This window comes from Bradymonas sediminis, assembly GCF_003258315.1.
Taxonomy (GTDB): domain Bacteria; phylum Myxococcota_A; class Bradymonadia; order Bradymonadales; family Bradymonadaceae; genus Bradymonas; species Bradymonas sediminis.
Genome location: NZ_CP030032.1, coordinates 4,585,223 through 4,605,612, shown reverse-complemented (window position 1 = coordinate 4,605,612; position 20,390 = coordinate 4,585,223). Strand labels below are relative to the sequence as shown.

Annotated in this window: 17 protein-coding genes; 6 read left to right on the top strand and 11 right to left on the bottom strand. The window is 61.6% G+C overall.

Going from position 1 to position 20,390, the window contains the following annotated elements:
* Positions 1-19: 19 nt before the first annotated feature.
* From DN745_RS17345 to DN745_RS17325, 4 genes are all read left to right on the top strand, one after another.
* Entirely contained in the window at positions 20-1,522 is a 1,503-nt protein-coding gene (locus DN745_RS17345; RefSeq protein WP_111336845.1) for a CCA tRNA nucleotidyltransferase, read from the top strand.
* 52 nt (positions 1,523-1,574) lie between these two features.
* Positions 1,575-5,882, top strand: coding sequence for an MYXO-CTERM sorting domain-containing protein (locus tag DN745_RS17335; RefSeq protein ID WP_133621907.1), 4,308 nt, complete (start codon positions 1,575-1,577; stop codon positions 5,880-5,882).
* Positions 5,883-6,008: 126 nt separating this feature from the next.
* On the top strand, positions 6,009-7,358 hold the full coding sequence (locus tag DN745_RS17330) for a hypothetical protein (protein ID WP_111336839.1): 1,350 nt from the start codon (positions 6,009-6,011) through the stop codon (positions 7,356-7,358).
* Positions 7,355-8,950 (top strand): hypothetical protein, encoded by a 1,596-nt coding sequence (locus tag DN745_RS17325; protein ID WP_111336837.1) that lies wholly within the window; start codon positions 7,355-7,357, stop codon positions 8,948-8,950. The genes DN745_RS17330 and DN745_RS17325 overlap by 4 nt, the downstream gene beginning before the upstream one ends.
* 37 nt (positions 8,951-8,987) lie before the next feature.
* On the opposite strand, the gene DN745_RS17320 is transcribed toward DN745_RS17325, so the two are convergent.
* The 3 genes from DN745_RS17320 to DN745_RS17310 are packed head-to-tail and all read right to left on the bottom strand — an operon-like array spanning position 8,988 to position 11,838.
* Entirely contained in the window at positions 8,988-9,746 is a 759-nt protein-coding gene (locus DN745_RS17320) for an MBL fold metallo-hydrolase (RefSeq protein WP_111336835.1), read from the bottom strand.
* Positions 9,747-9,766: 20 nt separating this feature from the next.
* The gene (locus DN745_RS17315) at positions 9,767-10,144 is read right to left on the bottom strand and encodes a response regulator (protein WP_111336833.1); all 378 of its coding nucleotides are present in this window, start codon (positions 10,142-10,144) and stop codon (positions 9,767-9,769) included.
* Positions 10,141-11,838, bottom strand: a complete 1,698-nt coding sequence (locus DN745_RS17310; protein ID WP_111336832.1) for a response regulator — start codon at positions 11,836-11,838, stop codon at positions 10,141-10,143. The genes DN745_RS17315 and DN745_RS17310 overlap by 4 nt, the downstream gene beginning before the upstream one ends.
* A gap of 213 nt (positions 11,839-12,051) precedes the next feature.
* Here DN745_RS17310 and DN745_RS17305 point away from each other — a divergent pair, with 213 nt between their 5' ends.
* Positions 12,052-13,401 carry a hypothetical protein gene (locus tag DN745_RS17305; RefSeq protein ID WP_111336830.1) on the top strand — a complete coding sequence of 450 codons (1,350 nt, stop codon included), beginning with the start codon at positions 12,052-12,054 and terminating at the stop codon, positions 13,399-13,401.
* Between the two features lie 8 nt (positions 13,402-13,409).
* On the opposite strand, the gene DN745_RS17300 is transcribed toward DN745_RS17305, so the two are convergent.
* The 6 genes from DN745_RS17300 to fliO all read right to left on the bottom strand — a co-directional run bounded on the left by DN745_RS17300 (position 13,410) and on the right by fliO (position 17,444).
* Positions 13,410-13,820 (bottom strand): tetratricopeptide repeat protein, encoded by a 411-nt coding sequence (locus tag DN745_RS17300; RefSeq protein WP_162687756.1) that lies wholly within the window; start codon positions 13,818-13,820, stop codon positions 13,410-13,412.
* Positions 13,807-14,868, bottom strand: coding sequence for an EscU/YscU/HrcU family type III secretion system export apparatus switch protein (locus DN745_RS17295; RefSeq protein WP_111336826.1), 1,062 nt, complete (start codon positions 14,866-14,868; stop codon positions 13,807-13,809). Before DN745_RS17295 ends, DN745_RS17300 begins: the two co-directional genes overlap by 14 nt.
* A complete protein-coding gene (locus tag DN745_RS17290) occupies positions 14,865-15,683 on the bottom strand; it encodes a flagellar biosynthetic protein FliR (protein ID WP_111336824.1) in 819 nt (272 codons plus the stop codon). Before DN745_RS17290 ends, DN745_RS17295 begins: the two co-directional genes overlap by 4 nt.
* 43 nt (positions 15,684-15,726) lie before the next feature.
* A complete protein-coding gene (gene fliQ / locus DN745_RS17285; RefSeq protein WP_111336822.1) occupies positions 15,727-15,990 on the bottom strand; it encodes a flagellar biosynthesis protein FliQ in 264 nt (87 codons plus the stop codon).
* A gap of 20 nt (positions 15,991-16,010) precedes the next feature.
* Positions 16,011-16,820 (bottom strand): type III secretion system export apparatus subunit SctR, encoded by an 810-nt coding sequence (sctR, locus tag DN745_RS17280; RefSeq protein WP_111336820.1) that lies wholly within the window; start codon positions 16,818-16,820, stop codon positions 16,011-16,013.
* A 138-nt stretch (positions 16,821-16,958) separates the two neighbouring features.
* Positions 16,959-17,444: a flagellar biosynthetic protein FliO gene (gene fliO / locus DN745_RS17275; RefSeq protein WP_111336818.1), complete on the bottom strand. Its 486-nt coding sequence runs from the start codon at positions 17,442-17,444 to the stop codon at positions 16,959-16,961.
* Positions 17,445-17,641: 197 nt separating this feature from the next.
* Between fliO and DN745_RS17270 the strand changes: the two genes are divergently transcribed.
* Positions 17,642-18,034 carry a J domain-containing protein gene (locus DN745_RS17270; RefSeq protein ID WP_111336816.1) on the top strand — a complete coding sequence of 131 codons (393 nt, stop codon included), beginning with the start codon at positions 17,642-17,644 and terminating at the stop codon, positions 18,032-18,034.
* Positions 18,035-18,040: 6 nt separating this feature from the next.
* On the opposite strand, the gene DN745_RS17265 is transcribed toward DN745_RS17270, so the two are convergent.
* The gene (locus DN745_RS17265) at positions 18,041-18,424 is read right to left on the bottom strand and encodes a TIGR02266 family protein (RefSeq protein WP_111336814.1); all 384 of its coding nucleotides are present in this window, start codon (positions 18,422-18,424) and stop codon (positions 18,041-18,043) included.
* An 88-nt stretch (positions 18,425-18,512) separates the two neighbouring features.
* Positions 18,513-20,021 carry an Rne/Rng family ribonuclease gene (locus DN745_RS17260; protein ID WP_111337782.1) on the bottom strand — a complete coding sequence of 503 codons (1,509 nt, stop codon included), beginning with the start codon at positions 20,019-20,021 and terminating at the stop codon, positions 18,513-18,515.
* Between the last annotated feature and the right edge of the window lie 369 nt (positions 20,022-20,390).

The window sequence follows — 20,390 nt, the reverse complement described above, 5'->3', positions numbered from 1 at the left end:
AGCGAGACTGACAGCCAATATGAAATATCCAAAAACAGTACAAGCACTCTTCGACGCCTTTTCGCGCGCGGGCCGCGACCTCTACCTCGTCGGCGGGGCGGTCCGCGACTTCGAGCTCGGCCAGCCCTTTGAGTCGCTCGATGACCTTGATTTTTGCACCAACGCGCGGCCTCCCGAGACGCTCAAAATCCTGCGCGACAATAAATTCTCCATCTACGAGCTCGGCGCCGAATTCGGCACCGTGGGCGCGGTCATCTACGGTCCCTCCAAAAAAGACCCGGACTACACGCCCTCCCCCGACGCGGTCTACCCCAAAGACTGCCAGATCACGACGTACCGCTCCGAGGAATTTTATAGCCGCGGAAGCCGCCATCCGTCGGTCCAATTTGGCGACACGATCGAGCAGGACCTCAAGCGCCGAGACTTCTCGATCAACTCGATGGCCCTGGACCCAAATGGCGACCTCTTCGACCCCTATAATGGCAAAAAAGACCTGAAAGACGGCGTCCTGCGGGTCATCGGCGACCCGCTGGAGACCCTAGCCGAGGACCCGCTGCGCATCCTGCGGGTCGGTCGATTCATCAGCCGCCTGGGCTTTGAGCCGACCGAGGAGCTTCGCCAGGCGGCCGACGCGCGCGCCGACGGCATCCTGGACATCAGCGCCGAGCGCTGGCTCCAGGAGATGTCGAAATTATTGCGCGGCGATTATGTGGGCCAGGCGCTGGTTTTTCTGCACGAGATTCGCATCCTCGGCATGATCCTGCCGGAGGTCGACGCGCTCTTCGGGTTTTATCCGCACACGCCGCCCTGCGCCCAGGACGCCGACGCCGACGACACCCAGGAATTGCCCCCCGGACCGTTCTGGCAGGACACCATCCGCGCCCTCAACGCCGCACCCTCGGTCGACGCGAACGCCGACGCCCGGCTGTGCTGGGCGCTGCTCTTGCAGCATATCGGCAAGCGCTGGACGAAGACGGTCACCCGCGACGCCGACGGCAACCCGAAGATCAGCTACCCCGGCCACCAAAAGGTCGCCGCCCACGCGGCGGCCGAGGTCGCCGCGCGCTTTCGCTTCGACAATGAGACCTCGCGCGAGGTCCGCGCGCTCCTGCTCAACTTCGACCCCGACAATTTCTACCAGCCGAGCTGGAGCGATCCGCAGATTCGCCGCTTCGTGCGCCAGATCGACCCCTATGTGGAGCCGCTGCTGAACTTCGCGCGCGCCTCGACCGCGACGATCGAGCCCCAAGACGCCCGTGACGAGAAGCTCGCCCATATCGAGGAGCTCGCCGGGCGCATCGCTCAATTGGCCGCCAAGCAAACGCTTCGCCCCGAGCTCCCCTCCGGAATCGGCAATCCCCTGATGAAGGCGCTGGGCCTTAAGCCCTCGCCAATTATAGGAGAGTTGAAAAATTGGCTCGAAGAGGAGATTATCGACGAACGCATTGAATCACGGCGAAGTGCCAACTATTATATCGAATATACGCGCAGGGTTGATCCAGATTTCCTTAAGGAATCCTGAGCCTTCACCACTTGACTTGCTTGCTCCCCAAAATAGCCTGAAAGGATAACAAATGATGCCAACATCGACGAATCGACTGGGGCTCCCCCACTGGATTTCACCCAAATTTGCGCTCTTTTCAGTGCTCATCTTTTTGGCGGCTTGTTCTACAGATAGTTGCAGTTGCGACGGCTTTGAGCAGGCGGAGTTCCCCGCGGCCCACTATGACAAGACGCTCGCCAGCGGCGGGCAATTGCGCATCAGCCAGCCGGGCCTTGAGTTCATGGAAGGCCAGGTGCCCAACCTGATCGAGCAATTCCAGCCCGGCGGGCTGAGCTTTTGCATTCCGCGCGACACATCTGGGACCCCTGAGATTTGCCCCACATCAACCTGCACCGACGGCACGGAGGGCTGCCAGCTCGACCTCGAGATCGATGACGCCGCGCTGCTCCCCGAGCCCAATGACACGCTCAATGTCGACATCACCGTCGGCGACATCGGCGGCAAAGATGCCAACGGCGACCGCCAGGACGTAATTGATGTTCGCCTCAGATTTCTTGGTATGCGCATGACCTGCGACCTGGTCATCTACAATAAGAACGGCGACGAATCCCTGCCCGCTCAGATCCAGGCTCAATTGCCGATCACATTTAGCGTCGACAACAACTCACCCACGGGCGATGTTCGCATCGATGTCGGCGATATCGCCATGGCAGACTTCACTGACCAGGTCTCCTATAAGCTTCGAGGAGGCGCCGGCTGCACGATCGGCGGCTGGATCGCGCCGCTGTTTAACGGCACGATCAATAATATGCTCCAGGACCAACTCGGGTCGATCGTCGACGGGCTGACCAACGAGCAGCTCTGCCGCGCCTGTGGCGCCGACCAGCCCGCTTGCCCGGGCAACTCGACCTGCGGCGACAACGGCGGCACCGACTCCTGCATGTACCCCAGCGGCGAGTGCGTGCCGCGCACCCTGGGCATGGAAGGAAACCTGAAGCTCGGCGAATTGATCGGCTCCTTCTCCCAAAACCCGACCTCCGAGGTCGCGATTTTGGCCAAACTCGCCGATATGGCGACCGTGGACACCGGCCTGAACCTGGGCCTTCGCATCGGCGCACAGCCCACCGAATTCGGCCGCTGCGTGCCGATCGACCCGACCGCGCGCCCCAGCTTCGACGCCATCCCGCCCTCGCCCGAACTGCTCGCCGATGTGACCCCGAACGGCGACCCCTTCATGCTCGGCATTGGCGTACACAAACGCGCGCTTGAGCATGTCCTGTGGTCCACCTGGGGCGGCGGAGCGCTTTGCATGAAGCTCGACAGCGCCCAGATCTCCCAGCTCAGCACCGACACCCTGGGCCTGCTGCTGCCGAGCATCAAGGACCTGGCCGGCTCCGGCGCCAGCACCTTCTTGCAGATCGCCCCGCAGACCGCCCCCGCGATCACGCTCGGCGCCAATACGGTCACCGAGACCGCGGACGGCTACACCATTGACGAGGCGTTGATGAACCTCGATTGGAAGGATCTCGACCTGCATTTCTACGTCTACGCCAACGACCGATACGTGCGCGCGTTCTCGCTTCGCACCGACCTGCTCCTGCCGATCGCTTTGGCCTCCGACGGCCAGGGAAGCATCATCCCGGTGCTGGGCGATATGGAGAACGCCGTGACCAACGTGCGCCCGATGCAAACCGAGCTGCTCAAAGAAGACCCGCAGGTGCTGATCGACCTCATCCCGACGCTGGTCGGCATGGCGCTGCCGAGCCTCGCCGGCTCGATCAGCCAGCCCATCGAGCTGCCGGAGGTCTTCGGCTACCGCATCGCCATGGAGCAAAAGAATATCACCAGCATCGACAATAAGACGATGCTCGGGATCTTCGCCGAGCTGGTGCCGGTCACCCAGCCGCTGGGCATCCAATTCAACTCGCGCATCCTCGGACACCAGCTCGACCTGAGCCAGACGACCGAGGCGGGCGTGCCGCGCCCGGTGCTCACCCTCAACGTCATGGCCGACCTGCCGGACTTCATGCCGGCCGACGCGGCCATGGATATCGAGTATAGCTGGCGCGTCAACGGCGGCATCTGGAGCCTGTATCAAAGCAGCGAGACGCTTGAGATTCGCGACCCGATGCTCGTGCTTCAAGGCAAGCACCGCGTTGAGGTACGCGCGCGCTTCCGCGGCGACCACCGCAGCACCGAGCCGGTGCCGTCGATGGTCATCGTCGACGTCGACTACACCGCGCCGACGCTGGAGATTTCGCGTCAAAACGCCATCGTAAACCTGCTGGCTACCGACGCGATCGACACCGCCGAGCAGCTCCAATTCCGCCACCGCATCGTCAGCCACGAGCTCACCAGTGAGTGGAGCGCGTGGGGCTCAACCCGCGCCATCAACCTGCTTGAGATGGACGCTCCCGCACGCTTCACCCTCATCGCCGAAGCCCGTGACCGCGCTGGTCATGTCGCTCAGCAAGAGCAAGAGATCGCCTGGGACCGTCGCGAATCCGCCCTCAACAGCGTGGACGACACCACCACCGGCACCACCCCGGCCAATGAGTCGAAATCCGGCGGCTGCTCCGCCACCGGCGACCAATCGCCCATGGGCTCGCTCGCCGGCGCCCTCGCCCTATTGGGCGGCCTGTTCTTTGCGCGCCGCAAGCGCCTGAGCGGCCGCGCCGCCTCGCTGATGCTCGCGTTCCTCGCGGTCGCCACGCTCGGCCTGACCGGCTGTGACGACGACGCCTCGCAGAAGAACCTCGTCGAAGGCGGCGATTGTGACCCGGTCTGCACCGGCGACGATATCTGCGTCGACGGCACCTGCCAGGCCCCCGAGGAAGACGCGTGCACATCGGCCGACGATTGCGGCGCCTGCGAGAACGGCGGCGTCGCGGTCTGCAACGACGACGGAACCTGCGGCTGCACCGAAGCCTGCCCGACCGAGCTGCCCGACCCCTGCGCGCAGACCACCTGCGACCCAGGCTTTGAGCCCTCGGCCACGTCGGCTGGGACCATGGACCCGGCCACCTGTGAGGTCAGCGGCGCCGTCTGTGACTGCGTCGCCCTGCCCCCGCTTTCGCTCGGCGTGCACGGTCTCTACGCAAGCGTCGCCGAGCGCGGCGAGGTTCGCGCGACGGCCGTCTATAACAAGACCTACGGCGACCTGATGGTGGCCACTCTTAGCGCCACCGGCGAGCCGACCTGGTATTTCGTCGACGGCCTGCCCGAGACCGGCCCGGTCACCGGCGCCCTCGACGGCCCGCGTGGCGGCATCGCCACCCGCGGACCCAAAGTCGGCACGCACACCGCCATCGGAATCGACGCCAACGACACCCTGCACGTCCTCTATCGCGACGAGGATAATAGCTCCTTGAAATACGCCCGCGGCACCAAAGCCGGCGACGCGTATACCTTCGAAACCAAGACCCTCAACGAAGACGGCGACAGCGGTTTCTATTCCAGCGTCCTCGTCGCCGACGGCGTCGTCCACGCTGTCTACTCGGTCACCAACTTCGAAGACCCGACCGACGGGTGGCAGACCCAGATGCGCTCGATCAACTTCGCGATCGACGCGCCGATGGACCAACTTGAGCCTGCCGCAGACCTCGTCGCCACCGCGGCGAACCACGACCCCTGCGGCAACTCCTGCGTCGGCACCGAGGTCTGCGTGACCAGCCAGACCCCGGCCGCATGTGTCATCAAGACCCGCGATTGCTCGGCCACCTGCGACGACGGCTTCGCCTGCATCGACGGCACCTGCGAGACCATCTTCGTCAGCCAGGCCAAGGAGTACCCGCTGATGACCGGCCTCTTCTCGCAGTTGAGCTCCACCGATACCGGCATCGCGGTCACCTTCTATGACCATATCAACCAGCAGGTTGGCTGGGCGAAACGCAACGACCAGACCTGGGACGCCGCTCAATTCCTGGGCAACACCAGCGGCCCGTACGTCTCCGGCGCCTTCGACGCCAACGGTCAATTGCACCTGGCCTATATGGACCCGGTGGCTCAACAGCTCCTCTATGAGCAGGTCGGCAACGGCACGCCCGAGGTCGTCGCAGACGGCGCCCGCGACACCGTCAACGGCTATATCCTCGCCGATATCGGCGAAGACGTTGACCTTCGACTCCTCGCCGACGGCAGCGTCGAATTGCTCTATCAGGACGCCACCGCGCACACCCTGGTCCTGGCCACGCGCGACCCGGCCGGCGCCTGGACCAGCACCACGCTTAGCGAGCCGGGCTCGCCGTACACCGGCGCCCACGGCTTCTTCGCCACGATGGTTCGCGAGCCGAGCACCTCGTCGCTCGCGGTAGATTTCGTGCTCAACCAACAAGCCGATCCCACCGTTGGTCAGCCGGAATTCCACACCCTGCCCTGAGTGAATACCGCCGCGGGTCGCGCAAGCCCTCTGCTTGCGCGACCCGCGGCGCTCAGGCCACCCATGCATCGAACCTTGAATTATCCTCCCCGAAAAATCCGACACCCACTGCTGGCGAGCACACTGATGCTCGCTTTTGCGTTTGGAACAGCGCTGCTTGGCGCAAGCTGCGACACCCCCGAGGACGAGGGTTGCTCGCCGGCCTGCGAGAGCGGGAGCACCTGCGACCCGGTCACCAACACCTGCGTCGCCCCGCGCCTTGAGCGTTTCGACGGCCCCATCCCCGGGCGCGCCGTGCGCCTTGAGGTGCGCAAAGATCGCGCCTATTTGGCGATGATTCACCCCACCGAACAGCGCCTGCTGGTCGGCGAGGCGCGCGCCACCGAAGAAGCAAAATTTTATACGTTGACTGAGTTCAACCGCCGCACGCCCCAAAAGATCGCGCTGGCCACCTCCGAGACGACCGTCGCCGTGGCCTGGCTCGACGCCGACTCCCTCTACCGCATCGCGCTTCGCCAGATCGACGGGCCGGCCGATGATTGGCAGATCTTTCGCTCCCAACCCAACGGCGATCTCGACGGCGACGACTACCGCGGCTCCCAGCATTTTGACCTGAGCATCCACACACAGGGCCTCGACCAGGGCGCGACCACCGAGGGCTCCCAGCGCGTGCGCCTGGCCTTCCACGACGCCCGCACGCGCGGCCTGCGCGTCATCAGCGCCGCCTTTGATCTGCCCCGAAAATTAAACTCCACGCGCTGGACACTTGAGAATATCGACGACCTGAAAGAACAGGTCGACCTGGCCAATTGCTCCGCCGCCCAGCGCGCAAGCGTCGGCCAAGGGGTGGGCTATGACCCCGACATCATCCACCGCGGCACCTCGACCTATGTCGCCTACCAGGACGCCGATTGCGGCGACCTTCGCCTCGCCCGCCGCCTCGACGGCCAGTGGCAGGTGACCGTCGTCGACACCGGTGACTCCCGACGCGACAACGAGCACGCGATGGCCCGCGGCAACACCGGCCGCTTCGCCTCACTGAACCTCGACGCACGCGGAAGACTCGCCATCGCCTACCTGGACGTCACCCGCGGACAATTGCGCCTGGCGCTAGAGCGCGCCGGCAGCTTCGACCTCGAAGTCATCGACCCGGGCCTGCAGATCGACGAAACCTCGCGCCAGCGAAAACACCAGGTCGGCGGCTTCGCCAGCCTGGTCTTCGACGAAGATGATATCCCCTGGATCGCGTATCTTGACGCGACGACCACGCGTGTGCGCCTGGCCCGACGCACCCGTAAATTCGGCGCCAATGGCCAGTGGGTCCTGCGCACCCTGGGCGCCGCTGCCCCCACCGGATTCTCGACATCGCTTGGCTACTCCCCAGAATTTGGCCTCGGGTTGGCCGCCGAATATTTCGCGCCGACCGCCCAAGGCGTCGACTCCTCGCTGCACTTCCTGACCGAGGACGCCCTATGAGCCGGCCGCGCGCTCAACTTCAAAAAAGGCTCCTGCTCCTCGCCGCGCTCACGCTGCTCGCGCCGAGCACCGGCTGTGACCAGGCAAGGCTCAACACCAACGCCCCGCACGCACAGGCCACGTCCTTTCAGCCCAAGACCCTGCGCACCCTGCTCAGCCAAAGCGGCGTCGAGCGGCTGCTCGAAGACGAATATCGCCAGGGGATTTCCCTGGCGAATAGCGCCCAGCAAGCCAACGCCTACGGACTCGAACTCTCCATCGGCCCCATCGCCCAAGACTTCGCGGTCGACAATTGGCAGGTCCAGAGCGCGGCGAGCAAATTGGACATCTCGATTGAGTCGAGCCCATTTTTCGTGACCATTCCCCTGCGCGTGCGCGACGCCTCTCTGGGAAGTCACGCCACCCGAATCTGCCGATTTAACGTCAGCGCCGATCAGGCGATCATCACCGCCGAGGCAACGCTGGACTCCGTGCCAGCCAATGGCAGTGGCTCGCTCCCGTTCCTATCCCCCACCACCACGCCGGACGTCGCGCTGAGCGCCGCGAAGGTCGAAGCGATCGCAGCCTGCCCGCCCATCGACGGGCTTGAGGCGGGCAAAGTCGACGCGATCCACCAGAATATCCTGGCCTATTTCGAGCAAACCCTCGCTGACTCCACCGCCGCCGCCATTGCGCTCTCACCGGTCGAGTCCCTCGGGCTCCTCTACACGCCCGCAGCGGTCGCGCGCGTCAGCAACTTCCCGAATCGGCGCGGCGAATTGTGGGCAAACGGGCGCATGAACGCGGCCGGCGTCGCCGGCGCCGAGGTCAATGGCGACGGCCTCGTGATGGACATGGATATCGCGCTAAATAGCAAACGCGCCGGCTGCGCGCCCGCGCTGGTGCCCGAGGCGCCGGCCGCCGACTCCGCCGGCCCGCTGACCCAGAACGACCTGGCCGGCGCCCACGCCGCGCTTGCCATCGCCACGCCGCTTCTGGCGCGCATGGCCCAGGCCAGCGTCTCGGCCGGCTTCGCCTGCCGCGGCCTCGAAGACTCCTCAATCGAGGCCGATGCGCGCAGCCTCGGCCTCCGATTATCCACCCAGGACCTCAACCTCGCCGCGCTGGGACTGGCCGACCTTGACCTCGGCCCCAACACCAGCGCGCTGCTGATCGCCGGCACATTGCCCACCGTCTCAACCGACCCCGCAAACGCCGCTCTGCTCGTAAATTGGCCGCAACTCACGGTCGACCTCTACGCCGAAATTCAGGGCGTACGGGTGCGTATTCTCGAGCTTCGCGCAGACCTCGAAATGTCGCTTCATTTGCAAACGCAGGGGTGGGGCATCACCCAGAGTGAGGTGCGATTTACGGTCAACGCCCTCGAACTCAGCAACCTCTCCATCGAGTCTCATTGGTCGAGCGCGGACCTCTCCGACGCCGACTCAAACCCGGAGCTTCGCCGCTGGACCCAGCGCGCGCTGCTGCTGATTCTGGAAGACTTCTTCCACTTCCCCCTCCCCTTAATGCCCAATTCTTCGCTGCGACTCGAGGGCGCGCAGGTCCGCAGCGCCGACCTCTTATTGCGCTTTAAATTCGACCGAATCTTCTAAGCGCTTTGTGAGCCAACGCCCACTTTAGGCCGCCCTATCAACCCACCGAATAACGCGCGCCCTGGCGCGCGAACTCGAGCTCGTCGATATCGGCGAAATTCTCGGGAAGGTGCCCGACGATCATCTTCTCGCGCAGCTCGACCGGCAGCGCCATCAGATCTTTTAGCGGGGTGTGCCCGGGGCCAAAGCTCGTCTCATGCAGGATAAAGTCGGCGTCCGCGAGCCACTCGATCAACGCCGGGTCATAGGCCGTGTCACAGGAATAGCCGAAGGTATGCTCGCCGTCGCTAATGCGCATGGCCATCGTCGGGAGATGATGCACCGTGGGGCGCGTCGTGATCTCGAAGGGGCCGATCTGGCGAGGCTCTGCCCAGGGGATTTCGTGGAGACGATAATAATCTTCGGGGCCCAATTTATCGTAGGTCTCGCCGTTATAAGACGTCCCGAGCGCCACCTCCAGGCGCTTCTCCCAGAGGTCGCGGGCGGCTTCGGGGGAGGTATGCACATCCCAGATTCCACCGGCGGCGTAGCGCCGGTAGGCCAGCGACATCTCCAAGCCGTTGACGTGGTCGCCATGCAAATGGGTGATCACAATCGCGTCGATAATGTCGACGTCGATCGTGCGGCCTTCCCCACCCACCGTGTGTTGAAAATCGTGCTCTTGCAGCGCAGTGCGATAGTTATCCGGGCAGTCAACGGCGAGCAAAAAGTCGTCTTTTTGCAGCAAGAAGCTCATCCCGTAATGTTGGCGTGAGAACGCGTTGCCAACCCCGGTCATCAAGATATCGAAGCTCATAGAATCTTCCGAGATTTCGGCTACTTAATAAGGCTGGCGATCAAGGGCGGCAACCCGCTCATCATCCCCGGCATACCCGCTTCTTTCGACAAGGACCCGTCGGCCCCCAGCGCCCGCGCCTTCTGGCGCAACTCTTCGGGGTCCATCCCCGAGATCAGGACAATGGGCGTGTGCGCTAGCGCGGGGTCTTCGCGCAAAACGCTGACCGGATCCCGCCCGCCCAGGTCGGGCAGGTTCAGATCGCTCAGGATGAGCGCGGGCGCCTCGGCCCGGATCGCCGGCGCAACCGCCGCCATATCCGGGCATGACGCCACCCGATATCCCGCCTGCTCACAGATCATCGTGAGCATCTGCAGGATCAGCTCACTATCGTCAATTATTAAAATTAATGGCTTCACTGCGATGACTTCTCGCTGGGGAATGGGGTGTCCATTATATCAACCTCGACCACCTCAATCGGCGGTTGTTCGGCGCGCGCCTTCGCGACATCTTCCAAGATTTGGCGCAACGAATCCGCGCCAACCTCTCCCTTAATTAAGAAGCGATCGGCGCCGATATTGAGCGCGCGCTGCTGAACTTCGGGGTTCTGCAAACTCGTTAATAAAATCACCGGCAGGTCGATCAACGCGTCATCGGCCCGCACGGCCTCGAGCAACTCGAGCCCGCCCATCTCGGGCATCTCGACGTCGCTCAGGAGCAAATCGTAGCGCTCGCGGCGCAATCGCGAAAGCGCGAGGGCGCCGTTCTCGGCGATCTCGATATCAAACGGTCCCTCCGAGAGCACAAACGCGATCGAGGCCGCGATTGTTTCCACATCTTCGGCGATCAACACGCGCAGACGATCTGCCTGCTGCGGATACTCCCCGGTCGGCACATCGGGCGCACTGACGAGCAATTCCTTCACCCGGTTAAGCAACTCGCCGCCGCCGATGGTCCCCTTGATCACATAGTCGGTCGCGCCGGCCTCGATCCCCGCGTCGCGCTCATCCGGGCGGTCCAGGCTGGTGAGCAAGATCACCGGAATCGCGCGCATCTCCGGGTCCTCGCGCACCATGCGCGTCAGCGTCACCCCGTCCATGCGCGGCATATCGACGTCGCTGACCACCAGCGAGTACGGACGCTCGCGCATCATCTCCAGCGCCTTGGCGCCGTTCTCGGCCATATCAATCGGCACCTCGAGCTCCGACAAAATAAAGCCCACGCTCGCCGCGATGGTCTCGATATCATCGACGATAAGGATGCGCTTGCCCATCTCTCCCGTATACACCGGCGGCGCCTTCTTCTTGGGCGCGCCGACGAGCCCGACGCTCTCGCGCTCGACCTGCTCCAGGGGCTGAGTGATGCGCGAAGCCTCGGCGGCCTCACCGCCCGATTCACTCACCGGCTCACCGGCGAGCTCGGCTGGAAGCTCCTGGGCGTTGCGCGTGGAATACGCGTGCAGCGCGCGCATCGCGCCGACCGTGCGGCTGATGTCGAGCTCCAAGAATTCATCGGCCACCGCCGCGTCGAGCAAATGCACGCCGCGCAGCAGCGCGCGCGTCGGCCAGGCCCGCTCGAACGATTCGGCCTCGGCCATCTGCAACACCACCTCTTCCATCAGGGTGGTCAGCTTCGCGATCTTATCCAACCCGAGCATCGACGCCGCGCCGCGAATCGCGTGCAGATGAGCCGCCGACTCGGTCAACGCCTCCCGCGCGCTCCACTCGTTGAAGATGCTCATCATCGAGATCGACAAGGCCCTTAGGCGCTGGCGAGCTTCGGCGCGAAACATCTCCCGAAATTGCGCCATCGGGTCGGCGTCTTCTTCGGGCTGGCTCTGGGCGTCACTGTCTTCGGCCGCCGGCAGCCCCGGGGCATAGGCCTCGAGCAAATCCGCCAGCCCCTCAAGCCCGCCGCATAGCAAGCCGAGGCGCGCCGGTTTTGCCTCGGCGTCCCCGCTCAGCTCCTCGAGCAATAGTCCCACGCCCTCAGACAGCGTGCGCGCCCCCGCCGTCAGACGCATCTCGTCGGCGCCCAGGCGCTCGAAACGTTTCTGAAGTTCACTCAACGCGGCGGCGAGTTGCTTGGCCTCAGCTTCGGGTGGCGATGTCATAGAGGTTTACAATCAGTTAGAAGGACAAAGTCGATCCGCGCGACACGATATTTATTCTGCTCAAAAACGAACTACTTCGGAGCATACGACGGCGGCGGCGGGCATGGCAAACGTCTTCGCATCTTTTACAAATTGACTCGAGGACTGTAAGTCGACCTCTGAGACTTAAGTGCGACGCGCCCAAAAGTTCACCATCAACAAAGGGTCAACAAATTGCCTACCACCCAGCCTCACGCCGTTGCCCTAGCCAGGCAACTTTTTGTCACCGTCACAGCCGTCAGCGTATTTATCATTCTTTGGTTCCTGCCCACGCCCGGCGCTTCGCCTCTATTTGAACAAGGAAGCTCTGTATCGTACCTCACTCTGGGGGCCTTTAATATCACGCCGATTGTCAGCGCCTTTATGCTCGTCGAATTCGCTGCGCTGATTGTGCCGCCGTGGCGAAAGCTACGTATCTCCGGAGTCCCGGGACGCCAGAAGCTCCGGCGGGCCAGCTATGTGCTGGGCTTTATTTTGACGGCGATTCAGGGCTCGGCCATGACTCAAATGCTAGCCGATACCAGTGGGATGCAGCCCGGCCTGATGCTCATATCTTGGCTGGGCGCATGCGCACTGATCATCGGGTTACTCATAGCTATTGAGCGGGTCGGGGTTGGCCAGGGATTCTCGCTTTTTTTGCTCGCCGCCACAGTGTTGGAGACATTTGGCACCGTGGACAGCCTCTTCGCGTGGGAACTCGTGAGCCAGTCAGGAGAAGATCTGGTCTCCATCGTCGCGCTGCTCGCCGTCGTAGGCGCGTGTTGGTGGATCTTTCGGCGCCCGCCCACGCTTGGCACATCGAATGACGAGGCCCCACCCACCGGTATAGATTGGCGCCGCTGGGGCATTATCGCACCCACCATGGGCTTCGTATCCCTCAACTGGGCTTATGAAATGCCGACCCTAATAGCGGCGATAAAGAACTACTATGTCGACGTCCCCTCCCACGGGGCCGGTCACCCTTCACCAGGATGGAACGCGGACTTTTTTATTGTCATCGGCGTGCTTATCCTGGGCGGTATCTTCGCGAGCATGCTTTTCTATCGCCAGCGATATGTTCTGGGATTGTGGAGCGCGGTCGCGGAGGTCTTCGACCCAAGCTATGAGCCCGCAAAGCTCAAAGCACATTTTAAAAGCGCGTGGATAAAGGCCGTCCAGCTCTCGCTGGCTTTCGTGGTCGTGGTATTCGTCGCGGACACGGTCACTCACGGCATCATTGGCCTGCTAGGCGCGATCATCGTGGGCTGGAGCGTCGCGATCGCCATTGACCTGCAGCGCGAGATCTCATTTCGTTTGCAGCACGGAGCCCTCGGGGTCGTCGACGAGGTGCATCGACTCTATGTCTTGCCGCCCGAGCTCGCGCTCATCGAGAGGCGCGGCATCCCGGTCCTCGCGCGCGCCACCTGCATGCGCAGCCTCTTTCATTTCTTCGGTCCCTATATCCCTATCGAACTCATGGTCCCGATCGCGCGCGTTGAGGAGGCCCAGGAGGCGTTGGAGCTAGAGCATACCGATACGCCATGAACCAGCGCTTATTTTGCGCGTAGCCGCCCGCCCCGCTGCCAACACTTCCATAGCGCCCGCCCGCGCCGGATCGCCGCATCACGCGTCGCGTCCTGTGTTCTCCGAGCGCCCAAGATGGGTTTAAGAATCGTGAGCGCCTCCCCGGGGCGCCCATTCTGGTAGAAGAGCTCCGCCAGCACCACCCGCGCAGCCCAAAACTCGGCATCACAGCTCAGCGCATGTTTGAGCGCCTGGGCCGCCTCGCCCGCGTCGCCCTGGTCCCTGCGAATAAGCCCCAGCACATACCAACTATAGGGCAGCCGCGGCTGCAGATGCAGCAGGCCCCGAAAAATCGCGGCGGCCTCCTCGTGATGCTCGCGCATATAGAGCACAAACCCCAGCTTCGACAGACTCCAAATCTCGGTATCATTGAGAATCATTTTCCCTCTCCTGTCTGAGTCGATACACATAGGTCAGCAATTCGGCCACGGGTTCGTAAAACTCGGCCGGGATCTCCGAGTCGATCTCGGTGTCGACCAGCGCCCGCGCAAGGTCGATATTCTTGACGATCGGGATGCCGTAGCGCCGAGCCAGACGTTTGATCTCCTTGGCGACTTCACCGCGCCCGGCCGACAGCACTCGCGGCGCGCCGCCGGCGTCCGCGTCATAGCGAAGCGCCACCGCGATATGGGTCGGGTTGACCACCACCGCGTCGGCCTTTTTAACCTGCTTGGTGCCGCCGCCGCGCAGCAATTCGCGGTGGAGTTTTTTACGCTCGCCCTTCACCTGCTGGTCTCCCTGGGCCTCCTTATACTCGCGTTTGATCTCGTCTTTCCCCATCATCAGGCCCTGCTCATGCTGATGGCGCTGCCAGAATAAATCGGCGATCCCAAACCCGATAAGCGCCCCGCCCAAATACATGCACAGGTCGAAGACCACGTCCGACACGATGATCATGCCCTTCGACAGCGTCATGCGCGGAAGTTCGATAAGCATCGGTAATTTATCGCGAATCACCAGATACCCGAGCAGGCCCGAGACCGTTAATTTTGCAATATTTTTGGCCAAATCGACGAGCTTTTTGGGGGCGAACATCTTCTTAAAGCCGCCAACCGGGTCGAGGCGTTTGCCCTGGGGCATGAGCGGCTCCAGGGTAAAGAGCGCGCCGATTTGCACATAATTGAAAAACAGCGCCGCCACGAAAGCCAACGCGAGCGGCGGCGCGATCATCAGGCCGAGCTCGGAGAGCGCGGCCAATAAGAATGGCCCAATATCGGCCTGTGTCGGGTTGCGCCCCGATACGAGCTCAATACTATGCGTAATCAACCCGGCGGAGCGCCCCACGATCACCGTCATCCACGCGCTCAGCCCCGCCCAGGCAAAGAGCACGACCATCGCGCCGGTGAACTCCGCCGACTTCGCAACATTGCCCTCTTTGCGCGCCTTATCGCGGCGCTTCTGTGTGGGTTTTTCGGTCTTTTCGCTCATTGCATAAGCTCCAAAAGCTGAAGCACATGCACCACGCTGAGCGTCGCGTCTTCCAAAAACCGGTCGATGACGACATGCAGGCCCACCAATAAGATGGCCACGCCCAGCACCGCCTTAATCGGCATCCCCAGAAAGAACACGTTGATCTGCGGCGCGGTTTTGTTGACCAGCGCGAGCATAATATTCATGAGCAGAATCGCCGCGACGACCGGAAAGGCGAGCAGAACGCCGAGCGTGATCGCGTCGGCGGCCAGGCGCACCAGGCCGAAGGTGATGGTCTGCAGATTCTCCCCGAAATTCGGGAACCGCGTCGGCGGCAGCATCACATAGCTGCGAACCAACGCCGCTAAAAAAAGCCGATGCCCGCCGCTGAGCAAAAAGACCACCACCCCGAGTTGGTAGAGAAGATCGGCCGACACGCTCTCCTGGCTCTTGAGCTGCGGCACCATCGCGGTCGCCATCGTTTGCCCCCGCGCCCCGTCGATCAATTGCCCGGCGATTCGCATCGCGTCGAAGGCGAGCGCGGCGATAAAACCGATCATCAACCCGACCACTAACTCTTTGAGGATTAGCGCGGTGATATGCAGCGACCCGGCCGGCAGCGCCGCCGCCGCGCCCATCTGCCACACCGCCGGGTACACCAGGATCGTCAGCGCGATCGAGATGCCCATCTTCACCTGCTGCGGCATCGCCTGCCCGCCCAAATACGGCACCAAATAGACCACCGGCGCCATGCGCGCAGACACCAGCACCGCCAGCAAAATCGCCTGGTCGATGCCCCGCTGAACGCCCTGATCGGTCAGAAACTCCCACATGCAACCACCGCCTCGCTTTGTCGCACAGCCTGGTGAATGGGGCTCAAAAGAACTCCGGGAAGCCCTCGAAAAGTAGGCGTGTAAACGCCAGCAATTGCCCGCCGATCCACGGCCCCGCGATGACCAGACTCACAAAGACCGCGATAAGCTTTGGCACAAAGGTCAGCGTCTGCTCCTGAATCTGGGTCGTCGCCTGAAACACGCTCAGCATCAGCCCCACCACCAGACTCGCCATCACCGGCGGCGCCGACACAATCAGCACCAAAAGAAGCGCCTGGCGGGTAATCTGCAGAATATAATTCTCCATCACATGCTCTCCGGCGAAGATTAGACGTAGCCCAGCACAAGCCCCTTCACGACCAGAAACCAGCCGTCGACGAGCACAAAGAGCAATAATTTGAAGGGCAAACTGATGGTGGTGGGGCTGAGCATATGCATGCCCAGGCTCAGCAGAATATTAGCGATCACCATATCGACCACGATAAAGGGCACAAATAGGATAAACCCGATGGTGAACGCTTCCTTAAGCTCGCTTACGACGAACGCCGGGATTAGGATGATGAGGTCATCGCGCTCGACGTCCTCGCGCTGCTCCGGCGGGCGAAGCTCGAGCGCAAGGTCAAAGAGCAGCTCCTTCTCGACCGCGTGCGCGTGTTTGACCAAAAACGCGCGCAGCGGGTCGGCGGTGCGCCGGGCGAGGTCGCGGTATTCGTCAAAACCGGGGCGGGTATTGCTCTCTTCGAAGGCTTCGACGGTCGGCGCAACTTCCTGGTAGATCTGCATGCCCACCGGCGCCATGATATAGATGCTCAACACGATCGCGAGACCGGTGATCACCTGATTGGGCGGCACCGATTGAGCGCCAATCGCAGTGCGAAGTAGCGACAAAACCACCGCGACCTTCACAAAGCTGGTGACCATAATCAGCAAAAATGGCAACAGGGCGAGCAAGCCCAGCGCGACCACCATTGTCAGCGGGCTTCCGCCCGCCCCGGGCGCCTGGGCCCACGCCGATTCGGCCGAAAATAACACCCCCGCAAAGACCGCTATTTTTATCCCCAGGCCGCCGCGTTTTCGCCATATATCGACACCGCGTCGACGCGCGAAAACACGCATATTGCTGACATGCCTTCCCATAGATTCCCTCTCGCTCGCGGGCGCGACCCTGCGTCGGCCCTATATGGGTTTTCGGCAGCGGAGGGTATTTTGTTGCGTCTTTTGCGAAGTTAATTTTTGAGAGGCTCGTCGGACCCATCGACATGACGAATATAACTCTTATTTTTCAGACACTTGGGATGGAAAATATTCCTCGGCGCTTTCGGGCGAAAGCTCGGTCAACAATGAGATCTGTGTTTCTGTATTTCCCAGGACCAGGAATTTAGGACCGACTTGCACGACCATCACCGTGCGGTTTGGCGCGATGGGAAGGCGCCCTAAAACCCGCATCTGCTCGCCGCCGGACCGACCCCCCGCGATACGCCCCACGCCCCAGCGAAGAATCGCGTAGGCCAGCAGGCAGACCAGCGCGACGGCGATGATCATCTTGATGAGCATCATGCCATAATCCGCGCCCACATTGGGCTCAGCGACACGCTCGGTTTTCGGCGAGATTTCGAGCGCCTGGGGCGGCGCGCTCGACGCCTCTAACCGACGCTCAGCGGGCGGCGCGGGCGCGGCCGGAAAGAGCAGCAATAGGACGCCGCTCAACAGGATAAGAGCCGCCAAGAACAGAGCAATCTTGCGCTGTGGTGTGGTCTTCATTCATCTCGTCCCCTTTGGAGTTTACTGCGTGTCGAACGACTATAATGAGCCCAAAGTAGGATGACAACTGACAACCCGGAGCATTCCGCTTAAGATGAGCGCGGAATAGCTTGATAAGGCGAAATGCTTTTAACCCCCGAGCGCCCGGTATCGACCCGCCGCGCCGTGTTCTCTGACGCCGGAAGCAATAGCGATCTATGAGTCAATTTAAAGACAGAATTTTTCGAAGCGTGCGCGCGAATCTCAACGACGTGCTCGATCGCATTCGTGAATTCGAATCTCAGGGGGGATTTGAGACGCTTTTTGACGAAGAGCGCAGCCGCCTGGGGGACGGACACACGGGAGGCACCGACCCGGTGCCGCCGCGCGGGGGGAAGAAGGGAATTCGCGACTATTACGCGAATTTGGAGGTCCCCTACGGCTCGGATATCGACACCGTGAAGGCCTCTTATTTGAAGTTGATGCGCCGCTATCATCCCGATCGCTATACGAACGACCCCGAGATGGAGGCGCTGGCGACCGAGCTTAGCCAGGAGATCTCCCAGGCCTATACCGCGGTTAAAAGTTGGTTAAAAAATGGGGGGTATTGAGCGCGTTTAAAACGCAACGCCGGCGCGCAGGCAGATCTCGTCGATGAGTTCTTTGCTGCGCGCGTCCAGGCGCGTAAATGCCACGCCCATCCCGCTATTCTCCGGCGACTCGTTGACGCGCACCACCTCGCCCTCGCCGGTCACTTCTTCGATATCGTCGAGGATCACCGAGAATTGCAGCGTCACCCGCGTGCCCTGGGGCAGCGGGTTTTTCGACCGAATAAAGACCCCGCCCTGGGAAATGTTGCTGACATATTCGGCGATATAATCTTCGATACACTCGAATTCCTGATTGACCAGCACCCGCCGATGCTGGCGGTTGTCGAGCGCGCGTTCGTGCGGCCCCGAGTGACTCATCACGGTATTTTCTGAACTTTGCGGGTCACTCATTTTCGTCCTCTCAGGCGACGACGCGGGCTATCCTGCGCCCAATTTTGGGTTAGTGCGTGACGCAGGATAGCACCGAATAAAACAAAGATCACTTCGCAGGGGCGATCTCGAATGACTCAAGACGCCGGTCGGGCTGGCTCTTATAGTGGAGCAATTTTTTGTAGCGCTGGGCGATCTCGTCCAGCGCTTTTCGCTCGGTGCCCCGCAGGATTTGAATCACGCTGGGGTGCGCCTGGATGTAGATATTCTCCTCGGTCATCATCACGATCTCGCGCTTGAGCTCGCGGATAATCTCGTAGGAGACCGTCTCTTTGGACTTCACAAACCCGCGCGAATCGCAATATTCGCAGGGCTCGCAGAGGAATTGGTGCAGCGACTCGCGCACGCGCTTTCGGGTCATCTCGACCAGGCCGAAGTCCGAGATCGCCAGCGAGTTCGTAGTCACGCGGTCTTTCTCCAGCGCCTTCTCTAGTCTGCGATAGACCTTCTGGCGGTGCGAGCCCTTCTCCATATCGATGAAGTCGATGATGATGATGCCGCCGATATTTCGCAGGCGAAGTTGGTAGACGATCTCATCGACCGCCTCCAGGTTGGTCTGCAAAATCGTCTCTTCCAGGCTGCTCGAGCCGACGAATTTACCGGTGTTGATGTCGATACTGGTGAGCGCCTCGGTCTTGTCGAAGACAAGCTCACCGCCCGACTTAAGCTGCACGCGCCGCGACAGCGCCCCGTTGATCTCGGCCTCGATGCCGAAGGCGTCGAAGATCGGCTCGCTATATTTGTATAGGTCCACCGAGTCGACGAACTCGGGCATAAAGCGCTCGACATAGTCGCGCACGCGCTCAAAGGCGCGAGCATCGTCGACCACCAGGCGGTCCAGATTCGGCGTGAAGAGGTCGCGCGCGACGCGAATCAAAAGATCCGGCTCCTCATTGAGCAGATAGGGCGCGGTGACCTTGCTGCACTTCTCAAGAATATCTTCCCACTGCTTGGTGAGCACGTCGATCTCGCGGCGAATCATCTCCTCGGAGGCGTTCTCGCTGACGGTGCGCACGATGAAGCCGGTGCCCGGCTTGCGCTGGTCCTCGACGATCTTGCGCAGGCGCTTGCGTTTTCGCTCGCTGTTGATCCGGCGCGACACCCCGATATGCGACACGGTCGGCATAAAGACCAGGAAGCGCCCGGGGATCGAAATATGGCTGGTTAAACGCGCGCCCTTGGTGCCCATCGGCTCCTTGGCGACCTGGACCATAATCTCCTCGCCCTCCTTGAGGACGTCCTGGATATTAACGCGCTTTTTATTCTTCTCGCGCGAGGGCGGCGGCCACAGTTCCAGATCCTCGTCGCCAAACGCGGCGATATCGTCGTCAAAACTATAAAAATCGCTGACGTGTAGAAAGCCCGCTTTATGCTGGGCAACATCGACAAACGCGGCCTGCATGCCCGGGAGCACGCGCACCACCTTGCCCTTATAGATATTACCCACGACATCGCGATCGCGCTTTCGCTCGATATAAAATTCGCTGATGATGCCATTTTCAATCAGAGCGACGCGCGTCTCTGCGCTCGTCGAATTCACTACTAATAGGTCGGACATAAAAGCCTGTTGGAAAACGCGCAAAATTGGGTTTAGCCATCAGGTTCTTGGGTGAGGAGTCTCGGCGCCGCTCAAATAATTTCAACGCTCAAAATTTTTGTCGACATCGAAACTAAAATCCTTCGCTCCCAAAATCCCCAGGCCGCAAACCGCAGTCATTGGAACCGCGCTCGCGACCGGAAACACTGCGCCGCTAAGAGCGCGCGTGTAACGCTTTTGATGGCAAGATAGCTGTCTTATGCCGAATCGTCTCTGAGACATCCATAAAAGACGGCTCGCGAACGACTCGTAAATATTTCTTATGTGTTTTTTGGTGCCTCCCAAAAAACACCTGCATTAAATGTGTGGCTTCAATCGCGAGCGGTAATT

What these genes read in the sequence shown, in the direction of transcription:
- DN745_RS17345 (WP_111336845.1), top strand. Translation starts at nt 20, where the DNA reads ATGAAATATCCAAAAACAGTACAAGCACTCTTCGACGCCTTTTCGCGC.
- DN745_RS17335 (WP_133621907.1), top strand. Translation starts at nt 1,575, where the DNA reads ATGATGCCAACATCGACGAATCGACTGGGGCTCCCCCACTGGATTTCA.
- DN745_RS17330 (WP_111336839.1), top strand. Translation starts at nt 6,009, where the DNA reads ATGCTCGCTTTTGCGTTTGGAACAGCGCTGCTTGGCGCAAGCTGCGAC.
- DN745_RS17325 (WP_111336837.1), top strand. Translation starts at nt 7,355, where the DNA reads ATGAGCCGGCCGCGCGCTCAACTTCAAAAAAGGCTCCTGCTCCTCGCC.
- DN745_RS17320 (WP_111336835.1), bottom strand. Translation starts at nt 9,746, where the DNA reads ATGAGCTTCGATATCTTGATGACCGGGGTTGGCAACGCGTTCTCACGC.
- DN745_RS17310 (WP_111336832.1), bottom strand. Translation starts at nt 11,838, where the DNA reads ATGACATCGCCACCCGAAGCTGAGGCCAAGCAACTCGCCGCCGCGTTG.
- DN745_RS17300 (WP_162687756.1), bottom strand. Translation starts at nt 13,820, where the DNA reads ATGATTCTCAATGATACCGAGATTTGGAGTCTGTCGAAGCTGGGGTTT.
- DN745_RS17295 (WP_111336826.1), bottom strand. Translation starts at nt 14,868, where the DNA reads ATGAGCGAAAAGACCGAAAAACCCACACAGAAGCGCCGCGATAAGGCG.
- DN745_RS17290 (WP_111336824.1), bottom strand. Translation starts at nt 15,683, where the DNA reads ATGTGGGAGTTTCTGACCGATCAGGGCGTTCAGCGGGGCATCGACCAG.
- fliQ (WP_111336822.1), bottom strand. Translation starts at nt 15,990, where the DNA reads ATGGAGAATTATATTCTGCAGATTACCCGCCAGGCGCTTCTTTTGGTG.
- sctR (WP_111336820.1), bottom strand. Translation starts at nt 16,820, where the DNA reads ATGGGAAGGCATGTCAGCAATATGCGTGTTTTCGCGCGTCGACGCGGT.
- fliO (WP_111336818.1), bottom strand. Translation starts at nt 17,444, where the DNA reads ATGAAGACCACACCACAGCGCAAGATTGCTCTGTTCTTGGCGGCTCTT.
- DN745_RS17270 (WP_111336816.1), top strand. Translation starts at nt 17,642, where the DNA reads ATGAGTCAATTTAAAGACAGAATTTTTCGAAGCGTGCGCGCGAATCTC.
- DN745_RS17265 (WP_111336814.1), bottom strand. Translation starts at nt 18,424, where the DNA reads ATGAGTGACCCGCAAAGTTCAGAAAATACCGTGATGAGTCACTCGGGG.
- DN745_RS17260 (WP_111337782.1), bottom strand. Translation starts at nt 20,021, where the DNA reads ATGTCCGACCTATTAGTAGTGAATTCGACGAGCGCAGAGACGCGCGTC.